This window comes from Enterobacter sp. BIDMC109 (assembly GCF_001037885.1).
GTDB classification, from domain to species: domain Bacteria; phylum Pseudomonadota; class Gammaproteobacteria; order Enterobacterales; family Enterobacteriaceae; genus Enterobacter; species Enterobacter hormaechei_C.
This window is the reverse complement of the sequence record NZ_KQ090002.1, coordinates 4519404-4532547: the sequence shown is the minus strand read 5'-3', so window position 1 is coordinate 4532547 and position 13144 is coordinate 4519404. Positions and strand designations below refer to the sequence as shown.

The window sequence follows — 13144 nt, the reverse complement described above, 5'->3', positions numbered from 1 at the left end:
CATGCATAAATTAACACCCTACGATCCAGCCAACGCACTGCTGGATGACGAGGAAATCGCTGTGTTTATGGCTGATGCATTAGAGACGGGTGACTCAGCGTACATTGCTAAAGCGCTGGGCGTCATCGCCCGAGCGAAAGGGATGTCGACCATTTCCCAGCAAACGGGCCTGTCACGAGAACAACTGTATCGATCATTCAGTGATAAGGGGAACCCAACGCTCAAAACCACGCTGGCGGTCATGAAAGCATTGGGCCTTGGGTTAACAATCAAACCCTCTGGGGATTAATACTCATCCCGCTCGTCGTCTTCATCCGGCTGCTCCATCACGCTGTACGCCACCGCACAGAACAACGAGTTGAGACGCTTCATATCGCCCAGCAGTCCCAGGTGGAGTGAGCTGGTCTCGATACTCTGCACGTTCTGCTGGTGCAGACGCTCAACGTGGGCGTGTGAGTAGCGGCGATTAAGGATGCGGAAACGATGCTTATTGCGGCGCAGGCGGCGCGCGCTCGGCACGTCGCTGGAGAAGAAGACCGACATCGCCAGCTTCAGGTTGCTGACCAGCTGTTCGTGCAGCGCTTCCAGCTCTTTCAGCCCTTCAACAGAAAACGCCCGGCGTGCGGCCAGGGATTTGTCTGCGATTTCACTGCCCATACGCTCGACAATATCCGAAGCCTGCTCCAGGTTAAGCGACATCTCGATGATTTCCGCCCAGCGGCGCGACTCCTCTTCCGCCAGCTCGTCCTGGGGGATCCGCGCCAGATAGAGCTTGATGGCGGTATACAGCACGTTGATATCGTCCGCCAGCCTGCGCAGCTCTTTTTCTTCGCGCGGCTCGCCGTGCATCACCTTTTGCAGCCCTTCCAGCATGGTTTCCATCGCGTCGCCCATGCGCAGCGTTTCGCGGGCGGCATTGGCGATTGCCAGCGCAGGAGTATCCAGCACCGAGGTGTCCAGATGCTTCGGTTTAAGGCGCGCGTCCAGCTCCGGTTCATCACGAATAAGCCGCTCGCAGAAGCGGGCCATCGGCGCGGCAAACGGCACCATCGCCAGACAGCGCACCAGGTTGTAGAAGACGTGGAAGTAGATCACCAGCTCCGCTTTCGGCAGAGAGAGATTATCCATCAGGTTCGCCAGCGGGTGCACAAACGGCAGAATGATCAGGCTACCCACCAGCTTAAACAGTAAACTCCCCAGCGCCACCCGGCGGGCGGCAGCGTTGGCGGCGCTGTTGTTGAGCATCGCCAGCAGGCCAGAGCCGAGGTTGGCACCGATCACCAGGCACAGCGCCACCGGGAAGGAAATTACCCCTGCGGCGGTTAAGGTCGCCGTCAGCAGGACCGCTGCCAAGCTGGAGTAGCTGACGATGGCGAATACCGCGCCGATCAGCGCATCCAGCATAATATCGCCGGTTAACGAGGCGAAGATGACCTGCACACCGTTGGCCTGGGTGATCGGCGTGACAGCCTGCACAATCAGCTCCAGTGCCAGCAGGATCAGCCCGAGGCCAATACCGACGCGGCCAAGCTGCCCGGCACGGCTTTGCTTACGGCCGAGGAAAAAAATGACGCCGATAAAAATCAGTAGTGGCGACAGCCAGGAGAGATCGAATGTCAGGATACGCGCCATCAGCGCGGTACCGACGTCGGCGCCAAGGACAATCACCAGCGCCGGGGCGAGCGCCACCAGATCCTGCGCCACGAACGAGGTGACGAGCATGGTGGTGGCGTTGCTGCTTTGCACCAGCGCCGTGACGCCAATACCCGCGCAGAAGGCGAGCGGCTTCTTCTCAACGCTGCCGCTGAGAACGGTACGTAAACGTGCGCCAAACACACGCATCACGCCGGTACGAACGATATGGGTGCCCCATACCAGCAGTGCGACTGCGGAGAGCAGGTGTAACAACGTCAACACGGTAGGCATTCCTCCTTATCGTTATTCGTTTTCCTGAGGTTCAGTATAAGGGTTTAAACGTAAGAAAGAGACAAGGCACCATAGCGGTGCCCTGTTTGTTGTAAGGAAAAGTGACGTTAGTCTGCGTCGTAGCCCAAATTCGGCGCCAGCCAGCGTTCCACCTCTGACACGCTCATGCCTTTACGCAGGGCGTAATCCTCAATCTGATCGCGCTGAAGCTGTGCCACGGCGAAGTACTTGCTGTCCGGGTGGCTGAAATACCAGCCGGAAACGGACGCGCCCGGCCACATGGCGAACGACTCGGTGAGCTTCATGCCAGTATGCGCTTCGACGTCCAGCAACTTCCAGATAGTGCCCTTTTCTGTGTGTTCCGGGCAGGCCGGATACCCCGGCGCCGGACGAATGCCCTGGTAATTTTCGCGGATCAGCTCCTCGTTGCTGAGATTCTCATTCGCCGCGTAGCCCCAGTGCACCTTACGTACGCGTTCATGCAGATATTCAGCGAAGGCTTCCGCCAGACGGTCGGCGATCGCTTTCACCATGATTTTGTTGTAATCATCGTGCTGCGCGTCGTACGCATCCGCCAGCGCGTCTTCTTCCAGACCACCGGTTACGGCAAAGGCGCCGATATAGTCGGCTTTACCGGAGAGTTTCGGTGCGACGAAATCCGCCAGGCAGTAGTTGGCAAAGCCCACTTTCTCGGTTTGCTGGCGCAGGTGGTGGCTCACGGCCAGCACGTGGGTGCGGGTTTCATCGCGGTAGATTTCCACGTCGTCGCCCACGCGGTTCGCCGGGAACAGCCCCACCACGCCGCGCGGGTTGAGGGCTTTCTCTGCGCTCAGCCTGTCGAGCATGTCGTTAGCATCTTTAAACAGGCGCTTCGCCTCTTCGCCCACCACCTCATCTTCAAGAATGCGCGGATATTTGCCCGCCAGCGACCAGGTCATGAAGAACGGCGTCCAGTCGATGTAGTTACGCAGCGTTTCGATGCTGGCCGTCACGTCCTGCACGCCCAGACGGTGTGCGACCGGCGGCGTATAGCTGGACCAGTCGAACGCCAGATCGTTATCGCGCGCCGCCTGAAGCGAAACCGGCGGCGTGCGCGGTTTCTTACGTCCATGCTGAATGCGGACGGTTTCATACTCTTTGCGGGTGCGGGCGACAAAGTCATCGCGCTGGGTGTCGGACAGCAGCGCGGAGACCACGCCCACAGTGCGCGAGGCGTTTTGAACATACACCGTCGGCCCACTGTAGTTCTGCTCGATTTTCACCGCCGTGTGGGCTTTCGAGGTGGTTGCCCCGCCAATCAGCAGTGGAATGGTAAAGCCCTGGCGCTCCATCTCTTTTGCCACGTTGACCATTTCGTCAAGCGAAGGCGTAATCAGCCCGGAAAGACCAATCAGATCTGCATTCACTTCGCGCGCGGTCCTGAGGATTTTATCCGCCGGGACCATCACGCCAAGATCGATAATTTCGTAGTTATTACACTGCAACACCACGCCAACGATGTTTTTGCCGATGTCGTGTACGTCGCCCTTCACGGTGGCGATGACCATTTTACCGTTACTGGAGCCCTTCTCTTTGCTGGCTTCGATAAAGGGTTCCAGATACGCCACCGCCTGCTTCATGACGCGGGCGGATTTCACCACCTGCGGCAGGAACATTTTGCCCTCGCCGAACAGATCGCCGACCACGTTCATGCCGTCCATCAGCGGCCCTTCGATCACTTCAATCGGACGGGCGGCCTGCTGACGCGCTTCCTCGGTATCCTGCTCGATAAACTCGGTAATGCCTTTTACCAGCGAGTATTCCAGACGCTTATTCACATCCCAGGAGCGCCATTCGGCCTGTTGAACGTTGGCTGATTCGTCAGATTTACTGCCGCGGTATTTTTCCGCCAGATCCAGCATGCGTTCGGTGGCGTCGTCACGACGATTGAGGATCACGTCTTCTACGGCGTCGCGCAGCTCGGCTGGCAGATCGTCGTAAATTGCCAGCTGGCCAGCGTTGACGATCCCCATGTCCATCCCGTTGCGGATGGCGTAGTAAAGGAACACGGCGTGGATCGCCTCACGCACCGGGTCGTTGCCGCGGAACGAGAACGACACGTTCGACACGCCGCCGGAGATCAGCGCATGCGGTAGCTCGCGTTTAATGTCTTCACACGCGCCGATGAAGTCCTGAGCGTAGTTGTTGTGCTCTTCGATGCCGGTCGCGACGGCGAAGATGTTCGGGTCGAAGATGATGTCTTCCGGCGGGAAACCCACCTCTTCGGTCAAAATTTTGTACGCGCGGCGGCAAATCTCAATTTTGCGTTCGCGGGTATCGGCCTGGCCCACTTCATCGAAGGCCATCACCACCACGGCGGCTCCGTAGCGACGGACCAGCTTCGCGTGGTGGATAAAGGTATCGACGCCCTCTTTCATCGAGATGGAGTTAACGATGCCTTTGCCCTGAATGCACTTCAGCCCTTTTTCGATGACCTCCCACTTGGAGGAGTCAATCATGATCGGCACGCGGGCGATATCCGGCTCACCGGCAATCAGGTTGAGGAAACGCACCATTGCCGCTTCGGCATCGAGCATCCCCTCATCCATGTTGATATCGATGATCTGCGCCCCGCTTTCTACCTGCTGGCGAGCAACGTCCAGCGCTTCGCTGTACTTCTCTTCTTTGATCAGGCGCTTGAACTTCGCAGAACCGGTAACGTTAGTACGTTCACCCACGTTCACAAACAGGCTGTCGTCGCCGATGGTCAACGGCTCCAGGCCGGACAGACGACAGGCTACCGGAAGCTCGGGTAGCTTGCGCGGTGGAAGCCCGGCGACGGCGCGGCTCATGGCGGCGATATGCTCCGGCGTGGTGCCGCAGCAGCCGCCGACGATGTTGAGGAAACCAGATTCGGCCCATTCGCGGATTTGCGCCGCCATGGTGTCGGCATCCAGATCGTACTCACCAAACGCGTTCGGCAGACCGGCGTTCGGGTGGGCGGTGACGTAGCACTCTGCGATGCGCGAAAGCTCCTGCACGTACTGGCGCAGCTCGTCCGGCCCCAGCGCGCAGTTCAGGCCGAAGGAGAGCGCGTCGGCGTGGCGCAGGGAGTTATAAAACGCTTCGGTTGTCTGGCCGGAAAGCGTGCGCCCCGAGGCATCGGTGATGGTGCCGGAAATCATGATCGGCAGGTCGACGCCCAGCGCCTCGAACTCCTCTTTCACCGCGTAAATTGCCGCTTTGGCGTTGAGGGTGTCGAATACGGTTTCAATCAGGATCAGGTCGGAGCCGCCTTCCACCAGCGCTTTAGTGGACTCACGATACGCGGCCACCAGCTGGTCAAACGTGATGTTCCGAAACGCCGGGTCGTTGACGTCCGGAGAAATCGACGCGGTGCGGTTGGTCGGGCCAAGCACCCCGGCCACGTAGCGCGGCTTGTCCGGCGTACGGACCGTCCATTCGTCGGCGCAGGCGCGCGCCAGCTTCGCCGCTTCAAAGTTGATCTCCGCCGACAGGGATTCCATCTGGTAATCCGCCATGGCGATGGTTGTCGAGTTGAAGGTGTTGGTTTCTACAATATCCGCACCCGCTTCGAAGTAAGCGTTGTGGATATCCCTGATAACAGACGGTTTGCTTAACACCAGCAGGTCATTGTTCCCTTTCAGGTCACAAGGCCAGTCGGCAAAGCGCTCGCCGCGGAAATCGTCTTCACTCAGACGATAGCCCTGGATCATGGTGCCCATGCCGCCGTCCAGCACCAGAATTCGTTCATTTAACTGCGCACGCAGTTGCTCTACTTTGCTGCTCACACTTGCTCCCGACAACGCTCAACAAGGCCAAAAGGCTGCGTTCCATACTGGCATAATCTCGCAGGGTCGAAAAGTCACACAGCGGTAACATGAGACATGTTCACTATCACTCCTCCGATCAGTCAGGAAAGCGGTTGCAAAACCACCAAATAAAACGAAAATGATTTCCACGATACAGAAAAAGGAGTTCGTCATGGTTACGACCGTTCCCGCTAAACGCGGCAGAAAACCTGCTGCAACCACCGCTGCACAACCAGGCGGACAGGTTCAATCCCTGACGCGCGGCCTGAAGCTGCTGGAATGGATATCCGAATCGCATGGTAGCGTGGCCCTGACGGAGCTGGCGCAGCAGGCTGGCCTGCCGAACTCCACCACGCACCGTCTGCTGACCACCATGCAGCAGCTGGGCTTCGTGCGTCAGGTGGGCGAGCTGGGACACTGGGCGGTGGGGGCGCATGCGTTTATTGTCGGCAGCAGCTTCCTGCAAAGCCGCAACCTGCTGGCGATTGTCCACCCGATTCTGCGCAAGCTGATGGAGGAGTCCGGCGAGACGGTAAACCTGGCCGTGCTGGATCAGAGCGATCACCAGGCGATTATCATCGACCAGGTGCAGTGTACGCAGCTGATGCGCATGTCCGCACCGATTGGCGGCAAGCTGCCGATGCACGCCTCTGGCGCAGGGAAAGCGTTTCTCTCGCAGCTGAGCGAAGAGCAGGTAACGGGGCTGCTGCACCGTAAAGGGCTGCACGCCTATACTCACGCCACGCTGGTGTCGCCGGTGCATCTGAAAGAAGATCTGGCTTTAACCCGCAAGCGCGGCTATTCGTTTGATGATGAGGAGCATGCGCTGGGCCTGCGCTGCCTGGCATCCTGTATTTTTGACGAGCACCGCGAGCCGTTTGCCGCCATCTCCATCTCCGGGCCGATTTCACGTATGACCGACGACCGCGTCACCGAGCTGGGCGCGATGGTGATTAAGGCCGCGAAAGAGGTGACGCTGGCGTATGGTGGGATTCGTTAAACGTGCATTGCCGCCTGATGCCCTCACCCCGGCCCTCTCCCACAGGGAGAGGGAGAAAAGCGGATGCAAAACCGCTGCTTGCGGCGGTAAGCGTAGACATCTTCCACGTGCCCATTTTTGATCCGCGTTTGCAGCCCGCGCCAGTAGCTGGCGCGGAACAGATCGGCATGCATCTCTTCGAATAGCGGCCCGATGCGCGGGTCGGCACAAAGCCAGTGGCGAAACTCCTCCGGAAACACATCGCCCGGCGATACGCTGTACCACGGCTCGCTGGACAGTTCATCTTCCGGGTAGCGCGGCGGCGGGATATCGCGGAAGTTCACCTCGGTCATGTAGCAAATTTCATCGTAATCGTAGAACACCACCCGCCCGTGACGGGTGACGCCGAAGTTTTTAAACAGCATGTCGCCGGGGAAAATATTGGCGGCGGCGAGCTGGCGAATCGCATTGCCGTACTCTTCAATGGCGTCTCGTAAAGCCTGGCCTTCGGATTGCTCCAGCCAGATATTTAGCGGCACCATCCGGCGTTCGATATAGAGATGGCTAATCGCAATCTTATCGCCAAGATCGGTAATTTTCGTCGGCGCTTCCTGCATTAGCAGCGACATCAGCGACGGATCGATCTGCTGCTTGTCCAGCACAAAGTTTTCAAACTCCTGGGTATCCGCCATTCGCCCGACGCGATCGTGCTCTTTAACCAGCTGATAGCAGGCGCGGACGTGAGCGGCGGTCATCTCTTTCTGCGGGGCAAATTTATCCTTAATCACCTTAAACACGCGGTCGAAGCCCGGCAGTGTGAAAACCAGCATCACCATGCCGCGGATCCCCGGCGCTTCGATAAACTGCTCATCAGCCGTGGTGACATAACGCAGGTATTCCCGATAACTTTCCGTTTTGGCATGCTTCTGACAGCCAATCGCCATATACAACTCGGCGGTGGTTTTGCCCGGCAGGATCTCGCGCAGCCACTCCACCAGGGCGGCAGGCAGTGGGGCATAGACCATGAAATAGGAGCGGGCGAAGCCAAATACGATACTGGCCTCAGCGCTGGTGGTCAGGCAGGTATCGACAAACAGTTCCCCGTCGTCGGTACGGTGAATCGGCAGCAGAAACGGCACGATAGCTGTCGGCGTAACCAGTTTGCCCACCAGCCAGGCGGCCTTATTCCGGTAGAAAAGCTCGTTGGCAACCTGCAAATGGCTGCGGCTGAGCACCGCCTCGCCGAAGGTTTCACTGAGATATGCGTGGATATAGCCGATATCCCGGGGTTTATTCTCCCACGGCAGGCGCAGCGGCAAATCCGTTAAGACGCGGTGCAGGAGCTTTTCCCAGCCGCGATCGGGAAAGAAATCTTTCGCCAGCGGACGCGGAATGGTACGGAAGCGGCGCTCCGGCTGGGAGCTGAAGATAAATAACCGCTCAGGAGATAATGAGCGGTGGTCAAATAACCGGCAATAGACGGAGTTGAAAAAGCTCTCCGCAATCTCGAAGCGCGGGTAGTCGGGTAACAGATGGGTGTAATGCTCTTTCACGCGCAGTAAAAATTCCGCATCCGGGCTTTTACCGTCGGTGATACAGCGCAGTTGCTCCACCACCAGACCTACGTGGTGATCATAAAGATGGATACGCTGCTTCATGGCCTGCTGAACCGCATGCCAGTCGGCGTGCTCAAAACGCTGTTGCGCGCCGGAGGTGACTTCCAGAAAGCGGCCATACTGGGCATCGAAACCCTGCAAAATAGTTTGGGCAATCAGTAATTCCAGACCACGCGACATATATTCCCCCTCACCCCAACCCTCTCCCCGAGGGGGGAGAGGGGGAAAAGATTAGAACTGTGCTTCTTCCGTCGAGCCCGTTAATGCCGTGACGGAGGAGGCCCCGCCCTGAATAATCGTGGTCACATTATCGAAGTAGCCGGTTCCCACTTCCTGCTGGTGCGAAACAAAGGTATATCCTTCTTTGCCCGCCGCAAATTCTGGCTGCTGCACCTTCTCAACATAGTGTTTCATGCCTTCGCCCTGCGCGTAGGCGTGCGCCAGGTCGAACATGTTGAACCACATGCTGTGGATACCCGCCAGGGTGATGAACTGGTACTTGTAGCCCATATCTGACAATTGCTGCTGGAAGCTGGCGATGGTCGTATCGTCCAGATTCTTTTGCCAGTTGAAGGACGGCGAACAGTTATAGGCCAGCAGCTTGCCCGGATACTTCGCATGAATCGCATCGGCAAAGCGCTTCGCCAGCGCCAGATCCGGCGTGGAGGTTTCACACCAGACCAGGTCGGCGTAAGGGGCATACGCCAGGCCGCGGCTGATCGCCTGTTCAATACCGGCATGTGTGCGATAGAACCCTTCGCTGGTACGTTCGCCGGTAATGAATTCGCTGTCATACGGGTCGCAGTCAGAGGTGATCAGGTCCGCCGCGTCAGCATCGGTACGGGCAATCACCAGCGTCGGCACGCCGAGCACGTCAGCAGCCAGACGCGCGGCAACCAGCTTCTGGATCGCTTCCTGGGTTGGCACCAGCACTTTCCCGCCCATATGCCCGCACTTCTTCACCGACGCCAGCTGATCTTCAAAGTGAACGGCCGCTGCACCGGCCTCAATCATGGATTTCATCAGCTCAAAGGCGTTCAGCACGCCGCCGAAACCGGCTTCCGCATCGGCGACGATCGGCAGGAAATAGTCGATAAAACGCGGATCGTGGGGTTCGATACCCGCGGCCCACTGGATCTGATCCGCACGGCGGAAGGTATTGTTGATCCGATCCACCACTGACGGCACCGAGTTCGCCGGATAAAGAGATTGATCCGGATACATGCTGGAGGCAAGGTTAGCATCCGCCGCGACCTGCCAGCCGGAAAGATAGATAGCCTCAATGCCGGCCTTCGCCTGCTGCAATGCCTGACCGCCGGTCAGCGCGCCGAGGCTGTTGATATAGCCTTTTTTAGACCCCCCATGCAGCAGATCCCACATTTTCGCCGCGCCGTTCTGCGCCAGCGTACATTCCGGGTTAACCGAGCCGCGTAACTTCACCACTTCCTCTGCGCTGTACGGACGGCGAATGCCTTCCCAGCGCGGTTGGGTCCACTCTTTTTGTAACTCTTCGATCTGTTGGGTACGGGTTTTCATGTGCAGATGCTCCATATTGTTATGTGGTGAATTACGCCAGGAAGCGGTAGCCCGGCAGGGTCAGGAAGTCGATTAAGTCATCAGAGGTGGTGATTTGCTCCATCAGACGTGCGGCATCGTCAAAACGCCCACTGCTGAAGCGGTGCTCGCCCAGTTCGTCCTGGATGACCCGCATCTCTTCGGCCAGCATCTGACGGAACAGGGCTTTGGTTACCGGTTTGCCGTTGCTGAGCGTTTTTTGATGGTGGATCCACTGCCAGATGGAGGTACGTGAAATTTCCGCCGTGGCGGCATCTTCCATCAGGCCGTAGATCGGCACGCAGCCGTTGCCTGAGATCCATGCCTCAATGTACTGCACGGCGACGCGAATGTTGGCGCGCATCCCCTCTTCCGTGCGTTCGCCCGCACACGGCGCCAGCAACTGTTCTTCTGCAATTGGCGCATCGTCTTCACGGGTGACAAACAGCTGGTTTTTGTTGTCGCCGAGTACGCGGTTAAAGACTTCCATCGCCGTATCGGCCAGACCAGGATGGGCAATCCACGTCCCGTCGTGGCCATTACGGGCTTCCAGCTCTTTATCGGCTTTCACCTTGTTGAGCACCTGATTGTTACGCTCTGCATCTTTGCTCGGGATAAACGCCGCCATACCGCCCATCGCAAAGGCGCCGCGTTTGTGGCAGGTCTTAATCAGCAGGCGCGAGTAGGCGCTGAGGAACGGTTTATCCATGGTGACAACCTGACGATCCGGCAATACCCGGTCGGCATGGTTTTTCAGGGTTTTGATGTAGCTGAAGATGTAATCCCAACGGCCGCAGTTCAGGCCCACAATATGGTCACGCAGCGCATGGAGGATCTCATGCATCTGGAATACGGCAGGCAGGGTTTCAATCAGCAGCGTGGCCTTAATGGTGCCGCGCGGCAGGCCAAAGCGGTCTTCTGCGTAGCTGAAGACTTCACTCCACCACGCCGCTTCCTGCCAGGACTGGGTTTTCGGCAGATAGAAATAGGGGCCGCTGCCTTTCGCCAGCAGGTTTTTATAGTTGTGAAAGAAGTACAGCGCAAAGTCGAACAGGCTGCCCGGAATCGCTTCTCCGCGCCAGGTGACGTGTTTTTCTGGCAAATGCAGACCGCGTACGCGGCAGATCAGCACCGCCGGATTCGGTTTGAGCTGGTAAATTTTACCGGCTTCGTTGGTATAGCTGATGGTGCCGTTGACGGCGTCCCGCAGGTTGATCTGCCCGTCGATAACTTTCTGCCAGTCCGGCGCGAGGGAATCTTCGAAGTCCGCCATAAACACTTTGACGTTGGCATTCATGGCGTTGATCACCATTTTGCGCTCTACCGGACCGGTGATCTCTACGCGACGATCCTGTAAATCTTCAGGGAGTCCGCGGATTTTCCATTCACCATGACGAATGGAAGCGGTTTCCGAAATAAACCCTGGCAACTTGCCGTTATCGATCTCCTGCTGTTGATGAATGCGCGCCGCCAGCAGTTTATTACGCTGTGGCGTAAAGCGAGACACCAGTTCAGTCAGAAACTCTACCGCTTCTGCCGTCAAAACTTGCTGTTCTTGTTCACCATTCGGCTGGGTAAAGGTCAGTTCATCGACCGTTGTTGCCTGTTGAGTCATCGTTCTACTCCTCATCAAAGATCCAAAATCACGCCCCCGACGCGAGCGAAAGATCGTTGTGTAGTTTTCGCTCAGCAGAATTAAGACTATCTATAATTTTTCCAAAATCAAAAACAATTTCCATTTTAATTGAGTTATGCGTGCAATGATTTGATTAATATGAAATTAAAGTTATTCACGATTCTGAGTTGGATTTCGGAAATAAAAAAGGCACCCGAAGGTGCCTGATCTGAATAGCTGAAACGCTTTAGGATCGTTTAATGCAGACGATTACTCCAGCGTCGGATTCATGTGGCGCAGATCGTACGGCGTAATCTGGTAGACGTAATAGTTGAGCCAGTTGGTAAACAGCAAATTTCCGTGGCTACGCCAGGTTGCCCGAGGCGTGTTTTGCGGATCATTTTTCGGGAAATAGTTGTACGGGACATCCGGATTCAGACCCGCTTCAACGTCACGAAAATACTCTGACGCGAGGGTATGCGGATCGTACTCAGGATGGCCGGTAACGAACGCGATGCGTTTGTCTTTACTGGCGAACAGGTAGGCATCGCCGTCTTCCGTTTCGGCCAGGATTTCCAGGTCGGTGTAATCGCGGATCAGCTGTGCCGGAAAATCGGCGTAGCGAGAATGCGGGGCCAGGAAAGTGTCATCGAAACCACGCGTCAGCAGCGCATGCGGGTGAAGAATGTGGTGTTCGTATACGCCAGAAAGTTTGTCGCTGCGGGTTTGCTTGGGAATGCCATAGAGGATATTCAGCGCGGCCTGTACCGCCCAACAGACAAACAAGGTGGACGTGACGTGATCTTTTGCCCACTCCAGCACCTGCCTGATCTGTGGCCAGTAGGCAACGTCATTAAATTCCACCAGACCCAGCGGGGCGCCGGTGACGATCAGTCCATCGAAATTCTCATCGCGAATATCTTCAAAATTACAGTAGAAGTTATTCAGATGCTCAGCAGGCGTGTTGCGTGACTCACGCGCGTCAATGCGCAGCAGCTGGATATCAACCTGAAGCGGAGAGTTGGAGAGCAAACGCAGGAACTGGTTCTCCGTTTCGATCTTCTTTGGCATCAGATTAAGGATCAGCACCTTCAGCGGGCGAATTTCCTGACCAGAAGCACGCGAAGTTGTCATTACGAAGACATTCTCTTCACGCAAGAAATTGACGGCTGGTAGCTCGTCCTGCACCCGAATCGGCATAACCTTAAATCCTCACAGCATACGTATAAACGTTTAGACATCCAGACAGCTAACGATACCCAGAAACGGGGTTAATGTCGAGTCTGCAAGCGAAAGGTGAGAAAGTTTCAAGGAGGAAAAGCATGTAGGGCGGGTAAAGCTGGGCCACCACCCGACTTTTCAGAACGTACAAAGCAAAAAACCCCGCACCTTACGGTACGGGGTTCTTCTTAATTGATGCCTGGCAGTTCCCTACTCTCACATGGGGAGACCCCACACTACCATCGGCGCTACGGCGTTTCACTTCTGAGTTCGGCATGGGGTCAGGTGGGACCACCGCGCTAAAGCCGCCAGGCAAATTCTGTTAATCTGTATCAGGCTGAAATTTGATTGTCTGTCTCTTCGCCAAAACACCTTCGGCGTTGTAAGGTTAAGCCTCACGGTTCATTAGTATCGGTTAGCT

At 56.8% G+C, this 13144-nt stretch carries 8 protein-coding genes and 1 rRNA gene; 2 read left to right on the top strand and 7 right to left on the bottom strand.

Features of this window, described 5'->3' with window-relative positions:
• Position 1: 1 nt before the first annotated feature.
• A complete protein-coding gene (locus tag SK62_RS21300) occupies positions 2–289 on the top strand; it encodes an addiction module antidote protein (RefSeq protein WP_023295755.1) in 288 nt (95 codons plus the stop codon).
• Here SK62_RS21300 and SK62_RS21295 read toward each other — a convergent pair.
• Positions 286–1917: a Na/Pi cotransporter family protein gene (locus tag SK62_RS21295; protein ID WP_003860350.1), complete on the bottom strand. Its 1632-nt coding sequence runs from the start codon at positions 1915–1917 to the stop codon at positions 286–288. The genes SK62_RS21300 and SK62_RS21295 overlap by 4 nt on opposite strands.
• A gap of 116 nt (positions 1918–2033) precedes the next feature.
• A complete protein-coding gene (gene metH, locus SK62_RS21290; protein ID WP_047718435.1) occupies positions 2034–5717 on the bottom strand; it encodes a methionine synthase in 3684 nt (1227 codons plus the stop codon).
• A 193-nt stretch (positions 5718–5910) separates the two neighbouring features.
• Between metH and iclR the strand changes: the two genes are divergently transcribed.
• On the top strand, positions 5911–6738 hold the full coding sequence (gene iclR, locus SK62_RS21285; protein WP_072250120.1) for a glyoxylate bypass operon transcriptional repressor IclR: 828 nt from the start codon (positions 5911–5913) through the stop codon (positions 6736–6738).
• A 23-nt stretch (positions 6739–6761) separates the two neighbouring features.
• On the opposite strand, the gene aceK is transcribed toward iclR, so the two are convergent.
• The 5 genes from aceK to rrf all read right to left on the bottom strand — a co-directional run bounded on the left by aceK (position 6762) and on the right by rrf (position 13036).
• Entirely contained in the window at positions 6762–8513 is a 1752-nt protein-coding gene (aceK, locus tag SK62_RS21280) for a bifunctional isocitrate dehydrogenase kinase/phosphatase (RefSeq protein ID WP_015570160.1), read from the bottom strand.
• 51 nt (positions 8514–8564) lie between these two features.
• The gene (gene aceA, locus SK62_RS21275; RefSeq protein WP_023295753.1) at positions 8565–9869 is read right to left on the bottom strand and encodes an isocitrate lyase; all 1305 of its coding nucleotides are present in this window, start codon (positions 9867–9869) and stop codon (positions 8565–8567) included.
• Between the two features lie 31 nt (positions 9870–9900).
• Positions 9901–11502, bottom strand: coding sequence for a malate synthase A (gene aceB / locus SK62_RS21270; protein WP_047718439.1), 1602 nt, complete (start codon positions 11500–11502; stop codon positions 9901–9903).
• A 270-nt stretch (positions 11503–11772) separates the two neighbouring features.
• The gene (gene metA / locus SK62_RS21265) at positions 11773–12702 is read right to left on the bottom strand and encodes a homoserine O-acetyltransferase MetA (RefSeq protein ID WP_017382604.1); all 930 of its coding nucleotides are present in this window, start codon (positions 12700–12702) and stop codon (positions 11773–11775) included.
• Positions 12703–12920: 218 nt separating this feature from the next.
• Positions 12921–13036, bottom strand: a 5S ribosomal RNA gene (rrf, locus tag SK62_RS21260).
• Between the last annotated feature and the right edge of the window lie 108 nt (positions 13037–13144).

Excerpts from the sequence above, each read along its gene's own strand:
- SK62_RS21300 (WP_023295755.1), top strand. The coding sequence starts at position 2 with ATGCATAAATTAACACCCTACGATCCAGCCAACGCACTGCTGGATGAC.
- aceA (WP_023295753.1), bottom strand. The coding sequence starts at position 9,869 with ATGAAAACCCGTACCCAACAGATCGAAGAGTTACAAAAAGAGTGGACC.
- aceK (WP_015570160.1), bottom strand. The coding sequence starts at position 8,513 with ATGTCGCGTGGTCTGGAATTACTGATTGCCCAAACTATTTTGCAGGGT.
- aceB (WP_047718439.1), bottom strand. The coding sequence starts at position 11,502 with ATGACTCAACAGGCAACAACGGTCGATGAACTGACCTTTACCCAGCCG.
- iclR (WP_072250120.1), top strand. The coding sequence starts at position 5,911 with ATGGTTACGACCGTTCCCGCTAAACGCGGCAGAAAACCTGCTGCAACC.
- metA (WP_017382604.1), bottom strand. The coding sequence starts at position 12,702 with ATGCCGATTCGGGTGCAGGACGAGCTACCAGCCGTCAATTTCTTGCGT.